The organism is Streptomyces sp. CNZ301, from assembly GCF_004217425.1.
On the sequence record NZ_SHLG01000001.1, the window covers coordinates 4,729,556 to 4,752,015 of the forward strand.

At 70.4% G+C, this 22,460-nt stretch carries 18 protein-coding genes and 5 tRNA genes; 10 read left to right on the forward strand and 13 right to left on the reverse strand.

Annotation, left to right across the window (positions count from 1 at the left end):
• Nucleotides 1-6: 6 nt before the first annotated feature.
• Nucleotides 7-81 (reverse strand) — tRNA-Asp (locus EV375_RS20385).
• Between the two features lie 90 nt (nt 82-171).
• On the reverse strand, nt 172-4,305 hold the full coding sequence (gene hrpA, locus EV375_RS20390) for an ATP-dependent RNA helicase HrpA (protein WP_130300707.1): 4,134 nt from the start codon (nt 4,303-4,305) through the stop codon (nt 172-174).
• A gap of 215 nt (nt 4,306-4,520) precedes the next feature.
• On the opposite strand from hrpA, the gene EV375_RS20395 reads away from it, so the two are divergent.
• Entirely contained in the window at nt 4,521-5,774 is a 1,254-nt protein-coding gene (locus EV375_RS20395) for an ABC-2 transporter permease (protein WP_130300708.1), read from the forward strand.
• Nucleotides 5,775-5,870: 96 nt separating this feature from the next.
• Here EV375_RS20395 and EV375_RS29220 read toward each other — a convergent pair whose 3' ends face one another.
• Nucleotides 5,871-6,041, reverse strand: a complete 171-nt coding sequence (locus EV375_RS29220) for a hypothetical protein (RefSeq protein WP_165434781.1) — start codon at nt 6,039-6,041, stop codon at nt 5,871-5,873.
• Between the two features lie 260 nt (nt 6,042-6,301).
• A complete protein-coding gene (gene sph, locus EV375_RS20400; protein WP_130300709.1) occupies nt 6,302-7,357 on the reverse strand; it encodes a sphingomyelin phosphodiesterase in 1,056 nt (351 codons plus the stop codon).
• Nucleotides 7,358-7,641: 284 nt separating this feature from the next.
• Here sph and EV375_RS20405 point away from each other — a divergent pair, with 284 nt between their 5' ends.
• Entirely contained in the window at nt 7,642-9,195 is a 1,554-nt protein-coding gene (locus EV375_RS20405; RefSeq protein ID WP_130300710.1) for a VCBS repeat-containing protein, read from the forward strand.
• Nucleotides 9,196-9,256: 61 nt separating this feature from the next.
• Here the strand turns inward: EV375_RS20405 and EV375_RS20410 are convergent, their stop codons facing one another.
• From EV375_RS20410 to EV375_RS20420, 3 genes are all read right to left on the reverse strand, one after another.
• On the reverse strand, nt 9,257-10,132 hold the full coding sequence (locus EV375_RS20410; RefSeq protein ID WP_130300711.1) for a geranyl diphosphate 2-C-methyltransferase: 876 nt from the start codon (nt 10,130-10,132) through the stop codon (nt 9,257-9,259).
• A 68-nt stretch (nt 10,133-10,200) separates the two neighbouring features.
• Nucleotides 10,201-11,268, reverse strand: a complete 1,068-nt coding sequence (locus EV375_RS20415; protein ID WP_130300712.1) for a family 2 encapsulin nanocompartment cargo protein terpene cyclase — start codon at nt 11,266-11,268, stop codon at nt 10,201-10,203.
• A gap of 476 nt (nt 11,269-11,744) precedes the next feature.
• Nucleotides 11,745-12,806: a right-handed parallel beta-helix repeat-containing protein gene (locus tag EV375_RS20420; protein WP_130300713.1), complete on the reverse strand. Its 1,062-nt coding sequence runs from the start codon at nt 12,804-12,806 to the stop codon at nt 11,745-11,747.
• A 296-nt stretch (nt 12,807-13,102) separates the two neighbouring features.
• Here EV375_RS20420 and EV375_RS20425 point away from each other — a divergent pair, with 296 nt between their 5' ends.
• Both EV375_RS20425 and EV375_RS20430 read left to right on the forward strand, forming a co-directional pair.
• Entirely contained in the window at nt 13,103-14,443 is a 1,341-nt protein-coding gene (locus EV375_RS20425) for a potassium transporter TrkG (RefSeq protein ID WP_130300714.1), read from the forward strand.
• Nucleotides 14,436-15,125 carry a potassium channel family protein gene (locus tag EV375_RS20430; RefSeq protein WP_130300715.1) on the forward strand — a complete coding sequence of 230 codons (690 nt, stop codon included), beginning with the start codon at nt 14,436-14,438 and terminating at the stop codon, nt 15,123-15,125. The genes EV375_RS20425 and EV375_RS20430 overlap by 8 nt, the downstream gene beginning before the upstream one ends.
• Nucleotides 15,126-15,234: 109 nt before the next feature.
• On the opposite strand, the gene EV375_RS20435 is transcribed toward EV375_RS20430, so the two are convergent.
• The 4 genes from EV375_RS20435 to EV375_RS20450 form a co-directional block, all read right to left on the reverse strand.
• Nucleotides 15,235-15,308: transfer RNA gene (locus EV375_RS20435), tRNA-Phe, on the reverse strand.
• 61 nt (nt 15,309-15,369) lie between these two features.
• Nucleotides 15,370-15,444 (reverse strand) — tRNA-Asp (locus EV375_RS20440).
• 39 nt (nt 15,445-15,483) lie between these two features.
• A tRNA-Glu gene (locus EV375_RS20445) sits at nt 15,484-15,556 on the reverse strand.
• A gap of 84 nt (nt 15,557-15,640) precedes the next feature.
• Entirely contained in the window at nt 15,641-17,419 is a 1,779-nt protein-coding gene (locus EV375_RS20450; protein WP_130300716.1) for a metallophosphoesterase, read from the reverse strand.
• Nucleotides 17,420-17,510: 91 nt separating this feature from the next.
• Here EV375_RS20450 and EV375_RS20455 point away from each other — a divergent pair, with 91 nt between their 5' ends.
• The 6 genes from EV375_RS20455 (at nt 17,511) to EV375_RS20480 (ending at nt 21,808) form a co-directional block, all read left to right on the forward strand.
• Entirely contained in the window at nt 17,511-17,873 is a 363-nt protein-coding gene (locus EV375_RS20455) for a metallopeptidase family protein (protein ID WP_207228390.1), read from the forward strand.
• Nucleotides 17,870-18,520, forward strand: a complete 651-nt coding sequence (locus tag EV375_RS20460) for a FluC/FEX family fluoride channel (protein ID WP_486588603.1) — start codon at nt 17,870-17,872, stop codon at nt 18,518-18,520. The genes EV375_RS20455 and EV375_RS20460 overlap by 4 nt, the downstream gene beginning before the upstream one ends.
• A 28-nt stretch (nt 18,521-18,548) precedes the next feature.
• Nucleotides 18,549-18,923: a fluoride efflux transporter CrcB gene (gene crcB, locus EV375_RS20465; protein ID WP_130300718.1), complete on the forward strand. Its 375-nt coding sequence runs from the start codon at nt 18,549-18,551 to the stop codon at nt 18,921-18,923.
• A gap of 214 nt (nt 18,924-19,137) precedes the next feature.
• Nucleotides 19,138-19,578, forward strand: a complete 441-nt coding sequence (locus EV375_RS20470; protein ID WP_130300719.1) for a hypothetical protein — start codon at nt 19,138-19,140, stop codon at nt 19,576-19,578.
• Between the two features lie 232 nt (nt 19,579-19,810).
• Nucleotides 19,811-21,658 (forward strand): DEAD/DEAH box helicase, encoded by a 1,848-nt coding sequence (locus tag EV375_RS20475; RefSeq protein WP_130300720.1) that lies wholly within the window; start codon nt 19,811-19,813, stop codon nt 21,656-21,658.
• Nucleotides 21,659-21,735: 77 nt separating this feature from the next.
• Nucleotides 21,736-21,808: transfer RNA gene (locus tag EV375_RS20480), tRNA-Lys, on the forward strand.
• 265 nt (nt 21,809-22,073) lie between these two features.
• On the opposite strand, the gene EV375_RS29400 is transcribed toward EV375_RS20480, so the two are convergent.
• Nucleotides 22,074-22,244, reverse strand: coding sequence for a hypothetical protein (locus EV375_RS29400; RefSeq protein ID WP_207228199.1), 171 nt, complete (start codon nt 22,242-22,244; stop codon nt 22,074-22,076).
• A gap of 19 nt (nt 22,245-22,263) precedes the next feature.
• Nucleotides 22,264-22,446, reverse strand: coding sequence for a helix-turn-helix domain-containing protein (locus EV375_RS20490; protein ID WP_207228201.1), 183 nt, complete (start codon nt 22,444-22,446; stop codon nt 22,264-22,266).
• Nucleotides 22,447-22,460 lie beyond the last annotated feature (14 nt).

Below are 22,460 nucleotides of genomic sequence, written 5' to 3' on the forward strand. Positions count from 1 at the left end.
CTTCTGCGGTCCTGACGGGATTTGAACCCGCGGCCTCCACCTTGACAGGGTGGCGAGCACTCCAAACTGCTCCACAGGACCTTGTCCACGCCCGTCGTCCAGGCGCGAGCGAGACTCTACAGCAGCCCGACGAGCGGCGCGAACTCACCTTGTGCGACGGGTTCGTCACCCTCACGGCGCTGCCGCATCCACCGCCTTCATGATGCGTTTGTCCGAGACCGAGTAGGCGGTGCCCAGGGCGTGGGCGTAGTAGCTGACACGCAGTTCCTCGATCATCCAGCGGATCTCAAGCGCCGCCTGCGGCACGGGACGTCCGCGGGGGAACTGCTCCAGCAGCCAGAGGTATTCGTCCTGCATCTCCTGAACCTTCGCCATCCGCGTGCGGTCGCGTTCGGCGTTGTTCGGCATCTGCTGGAGACGGCGGTCGGCGGCGACGAGATAGCGCAGCAGGTCCGGCAGCCGGGCCGCGCCGTGCCGGGTGACGAAGCCGGGGCAGACCAGGTCGGCGAGCTGCCGGCGGACGTCCTCGGCGGACTCCGCGAGGGCGGGGCTCGTGACGCCGCGCAGACGCTGCTCGCAGGAGTGCCAGGCGGCAAGCACCTCCTGAACCTGCTTGACCGTCTTGAGCGTGGCGTCGACCAGATCCGTACGTACGGCGTCGAAAAGCTTCCGGAAAGCCTCCTCGTCCCACGCCGGGCCGCCGTGCCCTGCGATGAGACGGTCGGCGGCCGCCGTGACGCAGTCCTCGAAGAGCGCCTGCACGCTGCCGTGGGGAGACCGCGAGAGGGCGAGCTTCTGGGGGTTGGACAGCTTCGAGGCGGCGAACTTGGCAGGGTCGGAAGGGATGTTGAGCAGGATCAGCCGGCGCGTCCCGCGCCACATGGCCTGCTGCTGCTCGGCCTCGGTGTCGAAGAGGTGAACGGAGACGGAGTCGCCGTCGTCCACCAGCGCCGGGTAGGCCTTCACGGGCTGGCTGCCGACCACGCCCTTCCCGCTCGACGCCCGGGGACGCGTCCCGAAGACGCGGGGCAGGGAGCCGATCGTCCACTCGGTCAGACCCTTGCGTGAGGAGAGGGCAGGTGCCGCGTCCCCCGGGCCGGGTGCGGGCGCCTGCGCGGACGGTGACTCCGGGCCCCGCTCCCGCTCCTCCTTCCGTTGCGCGCGTGCGGACGACTCGAAGGCGCGCGCGATGGCGGCCTGTGTCTTGTCCCGCAGCCGGTGCTGCAGTTCCTCCAGGTCCTTGGACTCGGCAAGGGTGCGTCGCCGTTCGTCCGTGACCCGGAAGGTGACCTTGAGGTGGTCGGGGACCTTCGCCGGGTCGAAGTCGCCGGCCTCGAAGGGCACTCCGACCATGCCCCGCAGCTCGCGGGCCATCGCGGCGGTCAGCGGCTCCTGCCCCGGCGTCGCGACGCGCAGGAAGCGCGCGGCGAAGTCCGGAGCGGGGACGTAATGCCGCCGGACGGCCTTGGGCAGCGAGCGGATGAGCTCGGTGACGAGGCTTTCGCGCAGGCCGGGGATCTGCCAGTCGAATCCCCCAGGCGTGATCTGGTTGAGGACCTGGAGCGGGACGTGCACCGTCACGCCGTCCGCGTCCGTGCCGGGCTCGAACTGGTAGGTGACGCGCAGCGTGAGGTCACCCTGCTGCCACACGTCCGGATAGTCGCTGCGGCTGATCTCCTCCGCCTGCTCGTTGATGAGCATCGACTTCTCGAAGTTGAGCAGGTCGGCGTCCTCACGACGCTGCTTCTTCCACCAGGAGTCGAAGTGGGCGCCGGAGACCACGTGTTCGGGCACGCGCTCGTCGTAGAAGTCGTACAGGGTCTCGTCGTCGACGAGGATGTCGCGGCGGCGCGCGCGGTGCTCCAACTCCTCGACCTCGTCGAGGAGTTTGCGATTGTCATGGAAGAAACGGTGGTGCGTGCGCCACTCGCCCTCGACCAGGGCGTGCCGGATGAACAGGTCCCGGCACGTCTCCGGGTCGATGCGGCCGTAGTTGACCTTGCGCTGGGCAACGAGAGGCACCCCGTAGAGCGTCACGCGCTCGTACGCCATCACGGCCGCCTGCTTCTGCTCCCAGTGCGGCTCGCTGTAGGTGCGCTTCACCAGGTGCTCGGCGAGCGGTTCGATCCACTCGGGCTCGACCTTGGCGTTGACGCGGGCCCACAGCCGGGAGGTCTCCACGAGTTCGGCGGACATCAGCCAGCGCGGCTGCTTCTTGAAGAGCGACGAGCCGGGGAAGACGGCGAACTTGGCGCTGCGCGCGCCGAGATACTCGTTCTTGTCGGTGTCCTTGAGCCCGATGTGCGAGAGGAGGCCGGCCAGCAGCGACTGGTGCACGGCGTCGGCCGGCGCCTCCCGGTCGGAACGGGCCGGCAGAATGTCCATCGCCCTGGCCACCTGGCGCAGTTGCGCGTAGATGTCCTGCCACTCCCGTATACGCAGGTAGTTGAGGAACTCCGCCTTGCACATGCGGCGGAAGGCGGACGAGGACAGCGCCTTCTGCTGCTCGCGCACATAGCGCCACAGATTGAGGAACGCGAGGAAGTCGCTGCCCTCTTCGCGGAAGCGCGCGTGCTGCTGGTCCGCCTGCTGCTGCTTGTCCGAGGGGCGCTCGCGAGGGTCCTGGATGGACAGGGCCGCGACGATCACCATCACCTCGCGCACGCAGCCGTTCCGCTCCGCCTCCAGCACCATGCGGGCGAGCCGCGGGTCGACGGGGAGCTGCGCGAGCTTGCGGCCGGTGCCGGTGAGGCGCTTGCCGCCGTCCTTCGAGGTGCGGGAGGCGGGGGTGGTGCCGAACGCGTGCAGTTCCTCGAGGAGTTGGACGCCCGCCTTGATGCTGCGGTGGTCGGGCGGGTCGATGAAGGGGAACTTCTCGATGTCCCCGAGGCCGGCCGCGGTCATCTGCAGGATGACGGAGGCGAGGTTCGTGCGCAGGATCTCGGCGTCCGTGAACTCGGGCCGGGAGAGGAAGTCCTCCTCGGAGTAGAGCCGGATGCAGATGCCGTCGGACGTACGGCCGCAGCGGCCCTTTCGCTGGTTGGCGCTGGCCTGGCTGACCGGTTCGATGGGCAGCCGCTGGACCTTCGTGCGGTGGCTGTAACGGGAGATGCGGGCGGTGCCCGGGTCCACGACGTACTTGATGCCGGGCACCGTGAGGGAAGTCTCCGCGACGTTCGTGGCCAGGACGACGCGGCGGCCCTGGTGGCTCTGGAAGACGCGGTGCTGTTCGGCGTGGGAGAGCCGGGCGTAGAGGGGAAGGATCTCCGTGCCGCCGGCGGCGCCCGCGGCGCCCGCGGCGCCCGCCTTGCGGCCCCTGCCGGAGATGCGTTTCTCCAGCGCGTCCGCCGTGTCCCGGATCTCGCGCTCGCCGGAGAGGAAGACGAGGATGTCGCCCGGGCCCTCGGCCTGCAGCTCGTCGACCGCGTCGCAGATCGCCGTGGTCTGGTCGCGGTCCTTTTCCCCGGGGGCACCTCCCTGGCCGTCGGGCTCAGGGGGACCCTCTTCGAGGAGCGGCCTGTAGCGCACCTCCACGGGGTACGTACGTCCGCTGACCTCGACGATCGGCGCGTCGCCGAAGTGCCGTGAGAAGCGCTCCGGGTCGATCGTCGCCGAGGTGATGACGACCTTCAACTCGGGACGTCTGGGCAGCAGTTGGGCGAGATAGCCCAGCAGGAAGTCGATGTTGAGGCTGCGCTCGTGCGCCTCGTCGATGATGATCGTGTCGTACTGGAGAAGATCGCGGTCCTGCTGGATCTCGGCGAGCAGGATGCCGTCCGTCATCAGCTTGACCAGGGTGTTCTCCCCGACCTGGTCCGTGAAACGGACCTTCCAGCCGACGGCTTCGCCCAGCGGCGACCTCAGCTCGTGGGCGACACGCTCGGCGACAGTACGTGCCGCGAGCCGGCGTGGCTGGGTGTGGCCGATGACGCCGTGGATGCCGCGGCCCAGCTCCATGCAGATCTTCGGGATCTGCGTCGTCTTGCCCGAACCGGTCTCACCCGCGACGATCACGACCTGGTGGTCCCGTACCGCCTCGAGGATCTCGTCCTTCTTGCGGCTGACCGGAAGCTGCTCCGGATACGAGATCGCGGGCCGCGACTCACGGCGGGCCGCGATCTTCAGCTCCGAGTCGTCCATGGCCGCGGAGATCTCCGCGAGGACCTTCTCGCGCGCCTCCGGCTTGCGGATCCTGCGCGCGCCGTCGAGGCGCCGCCCCAGCCGCCGGCGGTCGCGCAGCATCAGCTCGGGCAGGCGCTCGCGCAGAGCGTCGAAGGACGGGGAGGGGGACGTGGATGTCGGCATACCGGATCCAGGATCGCACTTCACCGAATCCACCGGCCAGCCAATTCCCCCCGGCGCCCGCCTCTGCGCGTCCTCCCGCCTCGCGGGTGCGGGCGTGGGCGACTGCGGGCGGGGGTGCGGAAGGGCACGCGACGGGTCCGGGCGACCGTACGGAGACACCGGAAGAGGCGCCGCAAAGCCCGTGAAAGGCACAAAACGCTCCTAGGGTTGCGCACATGAGCGAACCGCGCGAGCCGGAACCGGACGATCCGCGTGATCCGCACGACGAGCGTGATCCGCGGGACCCGCGAACACCGGGCGGTCCGGGCGGGCGCGGCGGTCACGGCGGTCCGGGTGGTCCGGGCGCCTCCGGCTCGGGCGGTTCGCGCGCCTCCGGCGGCCCGGACGGATCGCCGGACCAGGACCGCACGGAGAGCCTGCCCGTCCGGCCCGCCGGGCACGGTGCCCGGGGTGTGCAGCGCCCGCCGACGGATCTGCGTTCCGGATGGCGGACCTTCAGGCACACACCTTTCTTCCCCGCGGCCGTACTCGCGCTCATCGTCGCCGCGGCCGCCGGGCTCTTCGCGGGCTCCTACACCTATGCCATGGCCGACCCCACACCCCGGACCATCCCGGCGGCCGTCGTGGTGCAACCCGCGGGCGAGCACAGCGCCCGCGCCTTCGTCGACGGCCTGGAGAAGGCGCTCGGATCGTCGCTCCAGGTCCACCGCTACCGGCCGTTCTCCCAGGCCAGGGATGCCGTCGACGACCAGAAGGTGTTCGCGGTGCTGCGGGCGGACAGCCGCGACCGCGTCGAGCTCAACCTCTCCAGCGCCGCCGGCGCCTCGGTGGCCGAGGTGCTGCAAAAGGCCGCGCCGAAGGTCGCGAAGCAGGTGGGCGTGAGCGTGACCGTCAAGGACCTGAAACCGCTCGGGAAGGGAGACCCGCGGGGGCTGACGATCTTCTACATGACGCTCGCCGCCGACGTCATCGGCTTCATCGGCGCGATCCAGCTCACCATCAACGTGCCGGACCTGTCCCCGGCGGCCCGGCTCTCCTTCATCGCCGCGTACGCGCTGATCGGCGGTTTCGTCATCGCCGCGACGGTGGGCTGGGTCCTGGACGCCGTGCATCTGCCGTTCGTGCACTCCTGGATGATCCTCGCGCTGACCATGTTCGCCTCCGGCATGGTCTACGTGATGTTCAACGCCCTCATCGGACGCTGGGCGATGATCCCCACCTGGCTGGTGATGGTGCTCCTCGGCAACCCGTCGTCCGGCGGCGCGGTCTCCTGGCCGCTGCTCCCCTCGGTGCTGGGCGCGGTCGGCCGCTGGCTCCCTCCGGGAGCGTCCGTCAACGCCCAGCACACGGCCGTCTACTTCCCGGACAACGTGCACGTGATGCCGTACTTGGTGCTGGCCGCGTGGGCGGCGGCGGGCATGGCTCTCTTCCTCGCCATCGACGCCCGGCGGAAGCGCCGCGAGACGTGACGGGGCCGCCCCGACTGCTGTACCGCGGCGGCGTGTTCGGTGGGGAAAACCGCTGTCACCGCGCGGCACCGAGCTGACACCCTGTCACCGGAGACCTCACAGCGGACGAAGGGAGGCGATGGCGATGGAACCGCTCGATCTCGTGAACGCGCTCAGCGCCGTCGTCAGCGCCGTGGCCGCCGTCGTGAGCGCCGCCGTGTCGGTGAAGTCGTCGAACGGACGGCGGCGGTCCGCGGAAGCGCACCAGCTCCGACGTGAGGAGGGCATGCCGCCGAGCCTGATCCTGCCGGGCGGCAAGCTTTCCGCATCCGCATCCGCATCCGCATCCGCATCCGCATCCGGCGCCCGGCGACTCGTCCCGGCCTGAGGCCGGCGCGGACCGGCACGGCGTCCGGGGCGCCGGGGGCCCTCAGCCGCGCGGACCCGAACGGATACGGGGGACCCCCGGCCCGGCTGACGCACCCGCCGCGGCCCGGGCCCCCGCTCTGCTCGTCCCGCTCTGCTCGTCCCGCTCTGCGGGCCCCGCTCTACGAGGCCGGGCCGCCGATCACCGGATAGTGGTCGGAGAGGTTGGTGAAGGTGCCCTCGGAGGTCTCCCAGGGCGCGCACTCCTCCTTGACGACCTCGTTCTGCCAGCCCGCGGGACGGACGTGGCCGTTGCGGTGCAGCACGTAGTCCAGGTCCGAGCGGCCGCCGTCGGGGTTGCGTCCCTTCGCGATCGAGTTCTCCTGGTGGTCCGAGGAGTAGGGGTGACCCGTGCGGGCGTCCGCGGGAGCGAGGTCGGCGTTGGCGAGCATGGACGCGTACTCGTCGCTCCGCGAGTCGGTGTTGAAATCGCCCGCGACCATGACCTCCTCGTCCGCGGGGATCTTCTTCTCGTCGAGGAAGGAGTCGATCGCCCGGAACTGTTCGGCTCGTATCTCCTTCGCCTCGCCGTCCCCGCAGGCCGAGTCGCCCGCCTGCACGTGAGTGCCGACGACGTGCACCCTGGTGCCGCCGACGTCGAGCACGGCGTAGACGAATCCCTTGTTGGAGAGGTAGTCGGCGCCGCAGCCGTGGTCGTAGACGAACTGTTCCTTGTGGACGACGGGCCACTTGCTGAGGATCGTGACGCCGCCGTCCTCGAGCGCGATGTCCGACCACGAACCGCCCGTCGCGTCCCAGCCCTTCTTGCTGCGGCCGAGTACCGGCGTCTGGTGCGGGTACTGGCCGGCGGCCTTCTCCTGGAGCTTGTCGGAGACGGAGTTCTCGAACGCCTCCTGGAGGACGACGACGTCGTTGCCCTGGAAGAAGTCCGCGTCAGGGATCGCCTCCCCCCTGTGGTCCTGGCCCCAGTCGGGATAGATCAGCTTGCTGAACAGGAACGCGTTGTAGCTGAGGACCTTCAGGCCCGGGGCTTCGGCGGCGGCCTGCTGCCCGGCCTGCCCGGTCGCCTCGGGGGCGGCCGTCGCCGAGGAGCCCGTCGCCACGAGCGCCGTGGCGGCGAGGGCGCCGGCGGCGACGAGGCTCTTGAGGCGGCGCACTCTCCCCGGCCTGCGGGACGGGGGCGTCGGTACGGGGCCGGCGGATGCTGAGGGTGGCATGTTCGTCTCCCGTGGGGGGTGAGGGATCCGTACGCCCCATATCCAAGCAAGCGAGCTTGATTTCTGTAACCGTGCTCGCACGCCAAAGTTGCTTCGCCGGGGGCGAGTCGGGGCGGCGCGGGGCCGGCGGGCGCCCGACGCGGAGGTCAGTCGGGCGGCTTGGGACGTTGCTCCCGACACAGGGCGAATCATCTTCGGTGCAACTTTTCGGACGGGCGGTGCGTCTTGTTCGTATCGGCGCCACCAGGCGCATCGGGGGACTTGCCGGGGGATCGGGAGGGGCAATGCGCGTTCGCACGCTGTGCGCGGTCGTGGCGGGGCTGGCCGTCGCGCTCACGGGAGGAGCGGCATCGGCGGCCGGCCAGGCCGGGACCACTGGGAAGGCCGGGACCACTGGGAAGGCCGGGACCGCCGGGACCGCCGGGAAGGCGGGAACGGCGGGAACGGTGGCGACGGCGGGTAAGGCGCCGAACCGGGCCTCCGTCCACGAGGACTTCAACGGGGACGGATTCCAGGACGTCGCCACCGCGGCGCCCGGCGCCACGATCGCCGGGCAGACCAGGGCCGGGTACGTCGTCGTCACGTACGGCTCCGCGTCCGGGCTGTCCGCCGGCAGCAGCACCTACATCAGCCAGAACACCGCAGGAGTCCCGGGAACGGCCGAGACCAACGACTTCTTCGGCGCCAGGCTGATCGCCCGCGACCTCGACGGCGACGGCCTCACCGACCTCGCCGTGCGGTCCTCGAGCGAACAGGTCACCAACGGCTATGGCTCGGTGACCGTGCTCTGGGGCCGTCAGGGCGCGATCAGCGGGCAGGACTCGACGCTCATCGAGGCCCCCTCGGACCCCTATTGGGAGATGGGCGCCAACCTGACCGCCGGCGACTTCGACGGCGACGGCGACACGGACCTCTTCATGCAGCACGGTGGCGACTGGGAGTCCCGCTCGGTGCTCTTCGGCCCGTTCACCCGCGACGGCAAGGCGGCGGACGAGCAGCAGATCGGCATGTTCACCAGCGACAACGACATCTACGTCACCACCGCGGGCGACATGACGGGCGACGGCATCGACGACCTGGCCACGTTCTACGTCTACCAGAACCACGCCGAGGGGGGCCGGTTCTGGCCGGGCACCGCGTCCGGCCTCTCGACGCAGGCGACGCACCTGAACTCCGCGGCAGCGGCGGCCGTCGGCGACTTCGACAAGGACGGCAAGGGCGACCTGGCGACCCGCACCGTCCCGAGCGGCATCACGGAAGACCTGCCGTTCGACTCCGGCACCGTGAAGATCTACTACGGCACCGCGGACGGCCCCAGCGCCACCCGCACCAGGACGATCACGCAGAACAGCGCGGGCGTCCCCGGCACCAGCGAGAACGGTGACCAGTTCGGCGCCCGGCTCGACGCGAACGACGTCAACGGCGACGGCTACGCCGACCTCGCCGCAGGCGTGCCCTTCGAAGCCATCGGCACGAAGAAGGCGGCGGGCGCCGTCGTCCTGCTCAAGGGCAGCTCCGGCGGCCTCAGCGGCACCGGCGCGCAGGCCTTCCACCAGGACACCTCCGGCATTCCCGGCGTGGCCGAGGCCGGCGACCGCTTCGGCGGGGCTGTGCGCCTGCTCGACGTCACGAAGGACGGCAGGGCCGAACTCGCCGTCTCCGCACCGGAGGAGAACAAGACGGGAGCGGTCTGGTCGCTGCGCGGCACCTCCGGTGGCCTGACGGCAACCGGCTCGCTCGCCTTCAACCCCGTGGACCTGGGCACCCCGTCCGCCGGCGCCGGCTTCGGCTACGTCTTCTCCAACGAGCCCGGCACATTCCTCTACGCGCCCTACTGACAGGGCCGCGAGGCGGGCCCCCGGCGGGAGTGCCGGGGACCCGCCGTGCGGAACGCGAGCCTCACACCCGGTCGGCGGCGATCAGCAGGTACTGGAAGCTGCCGTTGCGGTACGCGTCCAGGAAGGTCTCCTCGATGCCCGTCACCAGGTGGTCTGCCTGCCGGCGCAGCTCCCAGTACGGAATGGTCTCGGCCGTCAGATCCTGGACGTGTACCGGTACGAGCCTGTTGCGGGCCATGGCGCGGAAGTACGCCGAGCGGGGATGGATGTCGCAGATGTAGTGGGCGTTGATGAGCGACACCTCTCGGGAGGCCTGCCCGTAGGTGTCGTTGTAGCAGCCCGTGATCACCACGTACCGGCCGCCGCGTCGCAGCAGCCGCGCATGCTCGGCGAACAGCAGGTCCAGCTCGACGTACATGGTCGACTCGTTGTTCCAGGACGCCGCGTACGCACCCGAGGTGAACCCGGTGTCGAGCATGTTGCGGTGGTGGTAGCGGACCTTGCCGTCGATGCCCCGCGTGCGCGCCTGCTCGTTGGCGAACTCGGCCTGCTTGGCGGAGAGGGTGACCCCGTCGGCGTGACAGCCGTACCGCTGGTGCGCCACCACGCTGCCTCCGCCGCGACCGCAGCCGGCGTCGAAGACGCGGTCGTCGGGGGAGAGTTCACCGAGGTGGGAGGCGAGGAGTTCCGCCTGGGCGTGCTCCAGCCGGTGCAGTTCGCGCGTGATGCGCTCGGCCCGCTTGTCGCCGTCGGGTTCGTCCAGCACCGACAGGTCGGCCGCCCCCACCCCGTAGTGATGGTGGTAGAGGTCGTCGATCTTTCCGAGTTCGAGGTTGACCGGGTTCTCTTCGGTGTTCCAGTAGTCCGCGACCCGGGACTGGTACGTGGACTGGTTCGGCACCTTCGCGTAGGCGGTGCCGGTGTGAGACGTGGCCAACGATGGCTCCTTGCCGTAGTGCGTCTGCGTTCTGCGTCGCTGCGTCCGGTCGGTCGACCGGCCCTTGATCACCAGTAGTTGGGCAGGCTGTAGCGGTCGGTGTTGGTGGCGTGCCACTCGTGGTTGCCCGACACCCAGGCGGCCAGGCCGCGGGCGTATCTCTCGATGAGGGGCGAAGCGGCGGAGGCCAGCGCCGCCTCCGTCTCGAACGCGTCCATGACCTGGTTGTGGATCTCGACGCTCTTCAGATAGGCGGCCTTGAGGCCGCGTTTGTCGTTCGCGGCCACCACTTGGGGCAGGTTCAGGTGGTCGGGGTCGCTCGCCAGCTCCTTGGTGAAGGAGTACAGATCGTTGACGATCGTCGTCGCGTTGCAGGCGAGGGCGGTGATCCGCTGCGTCTCGGGACGGGCGTAGAGCGCCTCGGGCAGTTCGTAGCCGTCCACGGCGTCGACGACGGACAGGCAGGGCCGGAAGTTGTTGAACTGCCGCATCACCAAGTACTCCCAGATCTGCGGCGTATGCCGCGTCTCCGCCCAGGAGGCCTCGGCGAGGTAGCCCAGGTGCAGCCGCGCGACGTCGTGCACGAACCGGTCGGTCTGGCTCGGCGTGGCGATGGCGGCGTAGTCGTGCAAGGCGCAGTGGTACGAGCGCAGCGGACCGTCGGCCTGCACTCCTCGTCGCCACTCCTCCTCCAGCGCGGGGGTTCCGTGGAACGGGTCGAGGGCCGACTGGGCCACGACGAGCCGGCCGCCCAGGCCGCGCCGCGCGCCACCCCTGCCTTCGTCCTCCTCGCAGTAGCAGCTGTCGACGATGTTCTCGGCCAGCAGCAACTTGCCGGCGACGGTGAGGCGTTCCAGGTCCGCCGCGCCCGGATGCTGGAGCGTCACGGCATGGCCGAAGCGGAACTGTGCGAAGTCTCCGGTCCATTCGGGAGGGAACAGCTCCAGCCGGCGTGCCCACTCCTCCAGCCTCCGGTCGATCTCGGCGGCCTTCTCCGGGTCGGCCGGTGCGGCGGGCCTGTACCTCAGTCCGGGAACGGCTCCCGTGCGCCGGCCCCGCCCGGCGCCGGCGGGCCGGGGCGGGCCGGGCGGTGAGAACGGTGAGGAACCGGCGGTGACGTTCGTGGGCGTGCTCATGGTGCGTACTCCACACGGTCGGTCCGCAGCCCGGCCGAGCTGGACGTTCTCCAGGACTCCGGCTGCTGCGTCGGGGCTGCTGCGTCGGTACGGGGTCAGCGGGCGGTGAGCGGGGACGAAGGGGTTGCTGGCGTCGGCCCCGTCGGGGGCTGTGAACCGGGCGGCGCGCAGAAAGATCTAAACAAGCGGGACGCGCACCCCGGTAGGGCGTGACGGGGCGCCCCCACGCGCGGAGCGCATAAACCGGCGCGAGGATTCAGACGGCGCACGCCACCCCTTGTCGTCCGCGGCGAACTGCGCCCGGCCCTCTGCCGGCAGCCCTGCTCCTCGGGGCCGGGGCCGCACCGAGTCGCACGCCTGCGCCCCTTTGCTGGGCCACGCCCTGTCCCACCACACGGCGAAGCCCCCGCCGGGAGCCCTGGACTTCACCGTCCCGGCGGGGGCTTCGTGCTGCTCGCGTGCCTAGATGCTGCGCTTCACTTGCCGGCCTTGACGTCGGCCGCGGGCGGGAGCTTGGCCGAGGTCGGCGGAACGACCGTGCCGGTGGGGTTGGAGCATCCCGGGACGCTGCCCTCGGGTGCGCAGTTGTCCGGGCTGTTGCGGACGACCCTGCTGGCGGTGAGCGTGACCTGGCCGCCACCCTCGTTGAGGATGCCGCCGCCGGTGCTGATGGCCGTGTTGCGCGTGACCGTGCTCCGGACCAGCGAGACGGTGCTGTTGGAGCCGAAGTTCGAGATGCCCGCGCCGTTCACGGCGATGTTCTCCCTGACCGTGGTCGACTTCAGGCGCACGGTGGAGCCGTTCACGTTGCGGATGCCGCCGCCCAGCGTGGAGACGTTGCCTCTGACCGAGACGTCCTCCATGGACGCGGTACCAATGCGGTTCTCCAGGCCGCCGCCGAGGCTGCCGGACCGGTTCTCGCGCAGGGACCCGCCCTTCATCGTCAGGGTGCCGCTGCCGTCGTTCGTGATCCCGCCGCCCCAGGTGGACGCGGTGTTCCGCTCCACGGTGCTGCGGTGGAGGTCGAGTCGCCCGCCCAGGTTGGCGAGGCCACCGCCGAAGCCGGCCTCGTTGCCCCTGACGACCGTACGGTTCAGCTTCAGCGTGCCTCCCTGCTGGTTCGCGATGCCGCCGCCAGAGCCGGAGGGCAGGCTTCCGTCCCTGACCGTGAGCGAGTTCAGGGTGAGATTGCCGCCGTTGACCACGTGGAAGATGCGGAAGTCCTGCGTCGCTGTGGGGGCGCGCCGGATGGTGGTGTCGCGGCCGGAGATGGTCACGTCGCTTCCGGTGATCTCCGGAAGCCCGTCGTCGGCGTTGTCGGCCGATGTCAGGGTGTAGGTGCAGTGGGACGCCAGGGTGATGGGACCGGTGTTGGGGTGGGTGTTGGCGAAGTTGATCGCCTTCTTCAGGGCGGTGATGTCGTTGCACCGCACGTGGGTCCCACCGGCGGCGTTCGCCGGCACGGCCGGCAGGACCGCGACGGACAGACCCACACCGACCGCAGCCGTGACGGCACCGGACCGCAGAACGAGCTTCATCGTGCGACTCCCTCGACGCTGGATAGTGGAACGGCACATCGCCGTCCCCCAACGGCCACGCAGGTCGGCCGGGATGACGGAATGCCGGGATGACGTGTCACTCGTAGCCACAGGGGAGCGTGGCCCCACTTGGCTCACCGCCGAACGGCCCCGCTTTCGGCGGCCCCGGCCCCATGCCGTTCGGGGCGCCCTCCTCCTGCAAAGGCAGGGGCCTGTGGCCGAGACGGTTCCCGTGGCGTCTATCGTCACCCGGTGCGAACAATCGTGGTGCCTGTCCGCGGAGCGGAGGGCTGGTCATGGTGACGCGGCGGCTGCGCATCGGGCATCCGGCGCAAGCGGTCGTGGCCGGCTTCGGTACGGCTATCGCCGCTGGGACCGGCCTGCTCATGCTGCCGGTGGCCAAGGCGGGTCCGGGTGGCGCAGGTGCACTGGAGGCGTTGTTCACCTCCACCTCAGCGGTGTGTGTGACCGGCCTGATCACAGTGGACACACCCGGCTACTGGAGCGGATTCGGGCAGGCGGTGATCCTGGCGCTGATCCAGGTGGGCGGTTTCGGCATCATGACCTTCGCCTCCGTGCTGGTTCTGCTGATCTCCAATCGCATCGGACTCAAGGCGCGCCTGACGGCCGCCGCGGAGACCAAAACACTGGGGCTGGGCGATGTCCGCGCGGTGGTGACCGGTGTGGTCAAGGTCAGCCTGCTGCTGGAGGCAGTCACAGCGCTGGTGCTGACGCTGCGGTTCGGGACCGCCTACGACGAGTCCTGGCCGCGGGCGGTGTGGCTGGGCGTCTTCCACGCCGTTTCTGCCTTCAACAACGCCGGCTTCGCCCTGTATTCGGACAGCCTGATCGGGTTCGCCACCGACCCCTGGATCTGCCTGCCCATAGCAGTGGCGGTCATCGCCGGCGGACTGGGTTTCCCCGTTCTGTTCGAGCTTCGCCGTCGGCTCCGCAAGCCGCGCGGCTGGTCCCTGCACACCAAGATCGTGCTGTGGGCCACGGGGGTGTTCCTGGTCGGCGGCAGCGCCTTCATCACCGCGATCGAATGGTCCAACCCCGCCACCCTGGGCAATCTGGACGTGCCCGGGAAACTGCTGGCCGGGTTCTTCCAGGGCGTCATGCCGCGTACCGCGGGATTCAACAGCATCGACACCTCCCAGATGAACCCTGCCAGCTGGCTGGGAACGGACGTGCTGATGTTCATCGGCGGCGCCAGCGCCGGCACCGCCGGCGGAATCAAGGTCACCACCTTCGCCGTGCTGTTCTTCGTCATTTACGCCGAGATCCGTGGTGAGAGCGCCGTCAACATCTTCCACCGCCGCCTGCACGGCGACCTTCAGCGCCAGGCCCTGACCGTGGTCCTGCTGTCGGTGGCCGCCGTCGCAGCATCCACCGTGATCTTCATGGTCTCCACCGACTACAGCCTGGACAAGTCATTGTTCGAAGTGACGTCCGCCTTCGGCACCGTCGGACTGTCCACCGGCATCACCGCAGACCTGCCTTCCGGCTTGCAACTCCTGCTGATCGTCTTGATGTTCATCGGCCGGCTCGGCCCCATCACCTTCGCCTCCGCGCTCGCCCTGCGCCAGCGCGTCCGCCTGTACGAACTCCCTGAGGAGCGACCCGTCATTGGCTAGGAAGACCGTCCCGAAGAAGCAGCGCACGGGCACGGGGGGCTCCGTCGTCGTCCTCGGCCTGGGCCGATTCGGCCGCGCCCTCGCCCTGGAGCTCGTCGACGAGGACACCGAAGTCCTCGGAATCGACGAAGACGCCGAAGTCGTCCAAGCCCTCTCAGGCTCCCTCACCCACACCGTGCGGGCCGACTCCACCAAAGAAGACGCCCTGCGCCAACTGGGTGTCCACGAGTTCGACCGGGCCGTCGTCGCCATCGGTACCGATCTGGAAGCCAGCATTCTCACCGCCTCGCTGCTGATCTCCTTCGGCGTCGAGAACGTCTGGGCCAAGGCCATCAGCGAAGCCCACGGCCGCATCCTCACTCAGCTCGGCGTCCACCACGTCGTCTACCCGGAGCACGACATGGGCCAGCGCGTCGCCCACCTCGTACGTGGCCGCATGCTCGACTACATCGAATTCGAGGACGACTTCGCCATGGTCAAAACCAAACCCCCCGCCGAAATCGTCGGCCTTCCCCTGTCGAACAGCGCCGTCCGCTCCCGCTACGGCATTACCGTCGTCGCCATCAAACGCCCCGGCGAAGGCTTCACCTACGCCACCCCGCAAACCGTCGTGGAAGTCGACGACACGATCATCGTCGCCGGACGCACCCGGGCAACTGAACGGTTCAGCGAACTCTCGTAAGGCTGCTGCTGCCGCCGCTGGCGCTGCCGCTGGCACCGTCGGCGTCATCCGGCACAGCGAAGCCCCCGCCAAGCGATCTTGACGGGGGCTTTTCGCTGTTCAGCGACTGTGGCTGGGGCCGGGGTCGAACCGGCGACCTTCCGCTTTTCAGGCGGACGCTCGTACCAACTGAGCTACCCAGCCCGGTGTCTGAGGCGAAGCCTCAGTCCGGTTGCCCTCAGGAGGTGCAGCATCCTGAGGTAAGCGGTCCTGACGGGATTTGAACCCGCGGCCTCCACCTTGACAGGGTGGCGAGCACTCCAAACTGCTCCACAGGACCAAGCATCGCGCGAGCACCAGTCTCGCACAGGGTGGTGCGTGCCCCCAACGGGATTCGAACCCGTGCTACCGCCTTGAAAGGGCGGCGTCCTGGGCCACTAGACGATGAGGGCTGATGGCCCACCTGCGCGCTTCACTCAGTCAGCGCGTCGGGGACGTGAGAAGCATATGGGATAGCGGAGCGTTCGCCAAAACGGTTACGGGGAGTCCGCCGGGGAGGCCGGGGGCGTGGGCCCGGGGGAGCTGAAGGCCGGCCCCGGGCCGGGCGAACCCGAGGAGGAACCGGAAGCCGGACTCGAACCGGTGCCGGGCGAGCCCGACCCCGGTGATGGCGAGTCCGACCCAGGTGAGGGCGAGGGCGAGCGGGGGGAGGGGGCCTTGTCGTCCGCCAGATGGCGGGTGACCTCGGCGGTGGTCAGGCCCAGCCCGCCCAGTGTGATCTCGTCCCACGCCTGGAGCCTGCCCTCGTCCCGGCCCAGGTAGAGGACCGACGCGGAGACCTTCTGGGGCTCCTCCTTCTCCACCGCGCGCAGACCGCCGCCGCCGGTGGAGCCTTCTATCATCAGCCGGGTCTTCCGCGGCAGCCGCTCGTGGGCGCGCTGGTGGGTGTGGCCGGCGAGGGCGAGCGGCACGAGCCCGTCGGCCTCCTTGACCAGCACGGGGTTGTGGGCGACGGCGATGTCGACCGGTGTGTCCGCGGCCTTCTGGGCGCGCAGCGCGAGGGCCAGGCGCCGGCCTTCCTTGCGTTCCCGCGGGTCGCCCTGGGGCTTGATGGAGCGGTCGGGTGTGAACTGAGGGTCGCCCCAGCCGGCGAGGCGCAGCCCGGCGACGTTGAGCGGGACACCGTCGTCGAGGACGTGGACGCTGCTGCCCTTCTTCTCCGCGAGCTTCTCGAACGCCTTCTGCGTCTCGTCGGAGTCGTGGTTGCCGCGCACCCAGACGTACGGGGCGCCCAGATCGGTCACGGGTTCGAGGAAGCCGTTCTCGGCGGAGGTGCCGTGGTCCATCGTGTCGCCCGTGTCGATGATCGCGTCGATCTCGTACTGCTCGACGAGCGACTTGATGATCTGCCAGGCGGCCGGGTTGAGATGGATGTCCGAGACGTGGAGGAGGCGGGTCGTGGACGGGTCCGGCTGGTACGCGGGGAGGGTGGAGGTCGCCTCGTAGAGCTTGGTCACGTTGGTGACGAGGCGGGCCAACTCCCGCTGGTAGATGTCGAAGTCGGCGACGATGCTGCGCGCGTTGCCGACGACGGAGGGCGCGCTGGCCAGCAGCCCGGAGAACTTCGGTTCGAACACGGATTTCGGGTTCCACGTCGCGTACGCCGCCGTCCCCGAGGCCCCCAGCACCGCGAGTGCGAGACCGCTCGCGACGAGGGCGCGTCCGGGGCGCCGGTACACGGCGAGCCCCAGCACCCCGGCGCCGACGACCACGGCGACGGCGGAGCGGAGCGCGAGGTCGCCCGTGCCCGCCTGCACGTCGGAAGTGATCTCGCTCTCGAGGCCTTCGAGGCGTTCCGGATGGTCGACGAGCGCGGAGGCCCGCTGCTGGTCGAGCTGGTCGACATCGACGTCGAGGCGGAGCGGAGCGGCGTGGCTGCGCAGTTCCAGGGCGCCGAGCGGCGAGACGTTGACCTCGGTGCCGCCCGTGAGGGACGGGCGCAGCGCCATCTTCGTGTCCATGGGGCCCACGGGCGCCTCGATCCCGCCGACGACGAGCAGGCCCAGCCAGGCGCCGACGAGGGTGGTCGCGGCGAGTCCCAGGGCACGTACGTACGGGCGCGGGGCCGGGCCGAGGCCGAGGCCGGGGGCTTCCGGGGTGGCGGCCCCGGGGCCTTGAGCGCTCCGGCCGCCCGGGGTGCCCCGACGGGGCGGAAGGCGGTTGCGCAGGGCGGATGCGAGGTCCGTGACGGACGCTTTGCGTAACCATTGCGGCAGAGCGAGCGGTTTACGGGGCTTCCTGGCATCACGGCCCATGAGGCCCCCTATGCCCGTCCGGCCGGGCACCTATGCGGGGCTCCCGGGACCGGCCGTGCACGGCGGAGCGGCGTTGGCCGACAATGGCGGGGTGCTGGAGATGACGCGTGAGGACTTCGAGGAGCTGGTGGCCGAGGCGCTCGACCGCATTCCGCCCGAGCTGACGCGGCTCATGGACAACGTCGCGGTCTTCGTCGAGGACGAGCCGCCGGCCGAGGACCCGGAGCTGCTCGGTCTCTACGAGGGCACGCCGCTGACCGAGCGGGGCGAGTGGTACGCGGGCGTGCTGCCGGACCGGATCACGGTCTACAGGGGACCGACGCTGCGCATGGTGGACGGCGAGGACGGCGGCCGCGCGGGCGTCGTCTCCGAGGTCGAGGTGACCGTCGTCCACGAGATCGCGCACCACTTCGGCATCGACGACGAGCGGCTGCACGAGCTGGGGTACGGGTGAACGCGGACAGCGGGTCGGGCGGGGAACCGGACGGGGAACCGGGCGGCGAATCGGACGGCGGACCGGACCGGAACCCGGGGGGAAGGCCGTTCGGCCCCGACGGGACCGGCCGGCACCTCGCCGGCGGACCGGGCAGCCCGGCCGGTCCCGGCGGCCGGCCGTCGTGGCAGGAGGCCGTCGACCCCGACGTCGACCTGCACGTTCCTGCTCAGCGGACCGAGACGGCCGGCCGGCACGGGCTGGTGGTGCTCGCCGTCATCGGCGCGGGCGGTGCGCTGGGCTCGCTCGCCCGTCATGCGCTGTCGCTGTGGCTCCCCGCCCGCGGCGCCGCGGGGTTCCCGTGGGGGATATTCGTCGTCAACGTCTCGGGCTGCGTGCTGATCGGTGTGCTGATGGCGCTGGTCGCCGAGAGCGGCCGCGACGCCCGTGCGCCCGCCCTGCTGAGGCCGTTCCTGGGGGTGGGCGTGCTGGGGGGCTTCACCACATTCTCGACGTACGCGGTCGACGCCGCGCATCTCTTCCGTGCGGGGCCGGAGGCGGCGCCGACCGCGGTCGCGTACGTCGCCGGGACGCTGCTGGGCGCGCTGGCCGCGGTGGGCGCCGGTGCGGCGGCCACGCGTGCGCTGCTGGAGGTGCGTCGACGGTGACGTGGGTGCTGCTGGAGGTGCTTGGACTGTGACGTGGGTGCTGGTGGCCGTGGGCGGCATGGTGGGTGCCCCGCTGCGGTATCTGACGGACCGCGCCGTGCAGGCACGGCACGAATCCGTCTTTCCCTGGGGGACGTTCACGGTCAACGTCGTCGGCTGTCTGCTGCTGGGCCTGCTGACGGGGGCGGCCACTTCGGGAGCGGCGGGTTCGCGGCTCGTGGCGCTGCTGGGCACGGGGCTGTGCGGGGCGCTGTCGACGTACTCGACGTTCTCGTACGAGACGCTCAGGCTGGCAGAACGGGGCCGTTGGGGGCCGGCGTCGGCGAACGCGGTGCTTTCCGTGCTGGTCGGACTGGGTGCCGCGTTCGCCGGACTCGCCCTGGCCCGCGGCGTGTTGGCCTGACATCGGCGTGACCTGTTGCGCGGGGCGGCAGTTGAGCAGAGGGCTTGCCGTTCCCGCTTCCGGTGCCTGGAGGTTCCCCGTGGGCTCGTCGCGTTCCTCGTTCCGCTCCCGGGCCGTCCCTCCCGGCCCGTCTCCCGTGCGTCCCCGGAGCGTTGGCAGGTGGGCCGTCCGTGCGGCCGCCGGTGCGGTGCTGCTCGCACTGCTCCAGGGATGCATGAGCGTTCAGGGTGATCCGAGCGGCGACGGTGCCGGGCGGGGAGACGGGTCGTCCTCCACCGGTGCGGCGGACGAGGTGCCGGACGGCGGCTTCAAGGGCGGCGTGCGGCGACACGGAGAGGACGCCCGCAACGGCGACGGAGCCGGGAGCGAGGGCGGCTCCCGCCGGGCGCGCCACGGCCGCGACGCCGGGGCGAAGGACGGCGCCCGGAAGCGCCGGACGGACGGCGGCGAGAAGCGGCAGCGCAAGCAGAGGACTGCCAACTCCTCCGCAGAACAGGACAGTTCGCGGAACGCCCCGAAGGTTCCGGACTCCTCCGTGCCGCCCCGGCCTCCGCGTCCCGAGCCGCCCGCACCGCCGAGGCCGAGTGTGCCGAAGCCCACTCCCAGCCGGCCGAAGCCCCCGTCGGAGGCCCCGACGTCGCCCACCAGGGGATAGTCCCCCGCGGGGCGTCCTCCGGGGCCTGTGCGCACCCTCCGGAGCTCATTTGCGCGGTGCCCCGCGGGGTGCGTATGCTGGGTGATCGTTTGATCCCATTTGCCCGGCGCCCTTGCAGAGCGCGCCGCGTGGCGCGTTTCTCTCAGCCGTGGCTGACCGCATTGAGGCGGTCTTTTGCGAATTCACGGAGTCTGAGCGCGTGCTGCTGAACTCCGGAAGGTTCGCATTTCGCATGTCTGTTGCCTCGATCGACGCTGTCCTCCCGCAGGACGAGGACACCGTCACCTTCGCCGATCTCGGGCTCCCCGAGCCCGTCGTGCGCAAGCTCGCGCAGAACGGCGTGACCATCCCCTTCCCCATCCAGGCCGCGACCATCCCGGACGCGCTGCGGGGGAAGGACATCCTCGGCCGTGGCCGCACCGGCTCCGGCAAGACGCTCTCCTTCGGGCTGCCGCTGCTGCACGGTCTGGCCGGCGGCCGCACGGAGCGCAAGCGCCCGCGCGCAGTGATCCTCACGCCCACGCGCGAGCTGGCGATGCAGGTCTCCGACGCGCTCCAGCCCTACGGTGACGTGCTCGGCCTGAAGCTCAAGGTCGTCTGCGGCGGCACGTCCATGGCGAACCAGATCACGGCTCTGGAGCGGGGCGTGGACATCCTCGTCGCCACTCCGGGCCGCCTGCGAGACCTGATCGGACGCGGCTCGTGCTCCCTCGAGGACGTCGAGGTGGCCGTCCTCGACGAGGCCGACCAGATGTCCGACCTGGGCTTCATGCCCGAGGTCACCGAGCTGATGGACCAACTGCCCCAGGGCGGCCAGCGGATGCTCTTCTCCGCCACCATGGAGAAGGAGATCGACACGCTCGTCAAGCGGTACCTGGACGCTCCCGTGGTGCACGAGGTCGACGCGGCACAGGGCGCGGTCACGACCATGAGCCACCACGTGCTCGTGGTGAAGCCGCGTGACAAGGCGCCCGTGACCAGCGCGATCGCCTCCCGCAAGGGCCGCACGATCATCTTCGTGCGGACGCAGCTCGGCGCCGACCGCGTCGCCGAGCAGCTGCGCGAGGTCGGCGTGGGCGCGGACGCGCTGCACGGCGGCATGACGCAGGGCGCGCGGACGCGCACCATGGCGGACTTCAAGGACGGCAAGGTCAACGTGCTGGTCGCCACGGACGTGGCAGCCCGCGGCATCCACGTCGACAACATCGACCTGGTGCTCAACGTCGACCCGGCCGGCGACCACAAGGACTATCTGCACCGGTCCGGACGGACCGCGAGGGCGGGGCTGTCCGGCACCGTCGTCTCGCTGGCGCTGCCGCACCAGCGGCGGCAGATCTTCCGGCTGATGGAGGACGCGGGCGTCGACGCCTCGCGGCACATCATCGGGCGGGGCGACGTCTTCGACGAGGAAGTGACGCGGATCACGGGCGCGCGTTCCCTCACCGAGGTCCAGGCCGACTCGACGGCGAACGCCGCCAAGCAGGCCGAGCGCGAGGTCGCCAAGCTCACCCGGCAGCTGGAGCGTGCGCAGCGGCGTGCGACCGAACTCCGCGAGGAGTCCGAGCGGTTGACGGCGCGCGCGGCGCGCGAGCGCGGGGACGACCCGGAGGCCGCCGTCGCGGAGGCCTCGGCCGCTCTGACCGCGGAGGTCGAGGCAGAGGTGCAGCGCGAGCTGCGCCGGGAGCAGCGCCGTGAGGAGCGCGAGCAGCGCGACCGCGACCGCGACCAGCGGGACCAGCGCGAGCAGCGTGACCAGCGCAAGGACGGGAAGCGCGACGAGCGCGGCGGCGACCGGCGTGACGGCGGGCGTCCGGCGTACAACCGCGACCGGGACCGCCCCCGTGACCGGGACCGCCGCGAGGGACGCCCCGCGTACAACCGTGAGGGCCGCGACGGCGACCGGGGCGGCTTCCGCCGCGACGACCGCCGCCCCTCGTCCTCGTACGGGTCCTCCTCGTACGGGCGGGACGCCCGCGGCCACGACGACAGGCGCCCGTACGGCCGCCGTGACGATCACCGCGGGGGCGGCCGCCAGTTCGACCGCCGTGCAGACAAGCCGCGCTGGAAGCGCAACGGATGACGGTCCTCTGACACCTCCCCAGCACGAAGGCCAATGCCTTCGAAGCCCGGCGGTCCGCCGGGCTATGCTGCGGGGGCGGGCCGTTAGCTCAATTGGCAGAGCAGTGGACTTTTAATCCATTGGTTGAGGGTTCGAGTCCCTCACGGCCTACCGAGACGGGAGGCCAGTACACCTGGCTGAACTGCGAGGGAGTGCCCGGACCAAGGTGATCGGTCCGGGCACTTCGTCGTTCGGAAACCCTCTGCGTGAGCGACGCGTAAGCGGACGGGCCCTGACCGGGTGGCAGGAGAGTGCATGCACGCGGCTTCAGCCAGCTGCTGCACCTTGAGGTCGAACTGGCGCAGCCATTCCGGGTCTTCGTCTCCAACGGTGGCAACCAAGCGTCCGCTCAACAGAAGCATGTACAGAACGAAGGTCATTCCGCCGTTCTCGTCGCCGCCGTAGTGTTCCACCCCTCGTTGAGGGTCACGCCGGGATCGGCGTCGGGGTGACCGATGAGACCTGCTGCATACACGAGATCTTCGTGGGCGATCCCGAGGGAGTCGGAGACCCAGCCGACGGCCTCACACGCCTGGGACTGATGCACGGTTGGTGACAGTCGGTTTTCATGCCGCGAGGGCTGCGGCGGGCTTCATGGTGATCTCGGTGTCCGTGACCGGTTGGCGCAGCCACTTCGACAGCGTCATCTCATGGACGCCGAAGTCCTTCGCGATCTGCGCAAGGGTCACGCCCTTCTCGCGGTTGCGGGCTACGCGGACGCCGTCGTCATGAAACTGCGGATAGGGCAACAGGCACAGCAACA

Coding starts and splice junctions, on each gene's coding strand:
- hrpA (WP_130300707.1), bottom strand. CDS start 4,305: ATGCCGACATCCACGTCCCCCTCCCCGTCCTTCGACGCTCTGCGCGAG.
- EV375_RS20395 (WP_130300708.1), top strand. CDS start 4,521: ATGAGCGAACCGCGCGAGCCGGAACCGGACGATCCGCGTGATCCGCAC.
- EV375_RS29220 (WP_165434781.1), bottom strand. CDS start 6,041: ATGCCCTCCTCACGTCGGAGCTGGTGCGCTTCCGCGGACCGCCGCCGT.
- sph (WP_130300709.1), bottom strand. CDS start 7,357: ATGCCACCCTCAGCATCCGCCGGCCCCGTACCGACGCCCCCGTCCCGC.
- EV375_RS20405 (WP_130300710.1), top strand. CDS start 7,642: ATGCGCGTTCGCACGCTGTGCGCGGTCGTGGCGGGGCTGGCCGTCGCG.
- EV375_RS20415 (WP_130300712.1), bottom strand. CDS start 11,268: ATGAGCACGCCCACGAACGTCACCGCCGGTTCCTCACCGTTCTCACCG.
- EV375_RS20420 (WP_130300713.1), bottom strand. CDS start 12,806: ATGAAGCTCGTTCTGCGGTCCGGTGCCGTCACGGCTGCGGTCGGTGTG.
- EV375_RS20425 (WP_130300714.1), top strand. CDS start 13,103: ATGGTGACGCGGCGGCTGCGCATCGGGCATCCGGCGCAAGCGGTCGTG.
- EV375_RS20450 (WP_130300716.1), bottom strand. CDS start 17,419: ATGGGCCGTGATGCCAGGAAGCCCCGTAAACCGCTCGCTCTGCCGCAA.
- EV375_RS20470 (WP_130300719.1), top strand. CDS start 19,138: ATGAGCGTTCAGGGTGATCCGAGCGGCGACGGTGCCGGGCGGGGAGAC.
- EV375_RS20475 (WP_130300720.1), top strand. CDS start 19,811: ATGTCTGTTGCCTCGATCGACGCTGTCCTCCCGCAGGACGAGGACACC.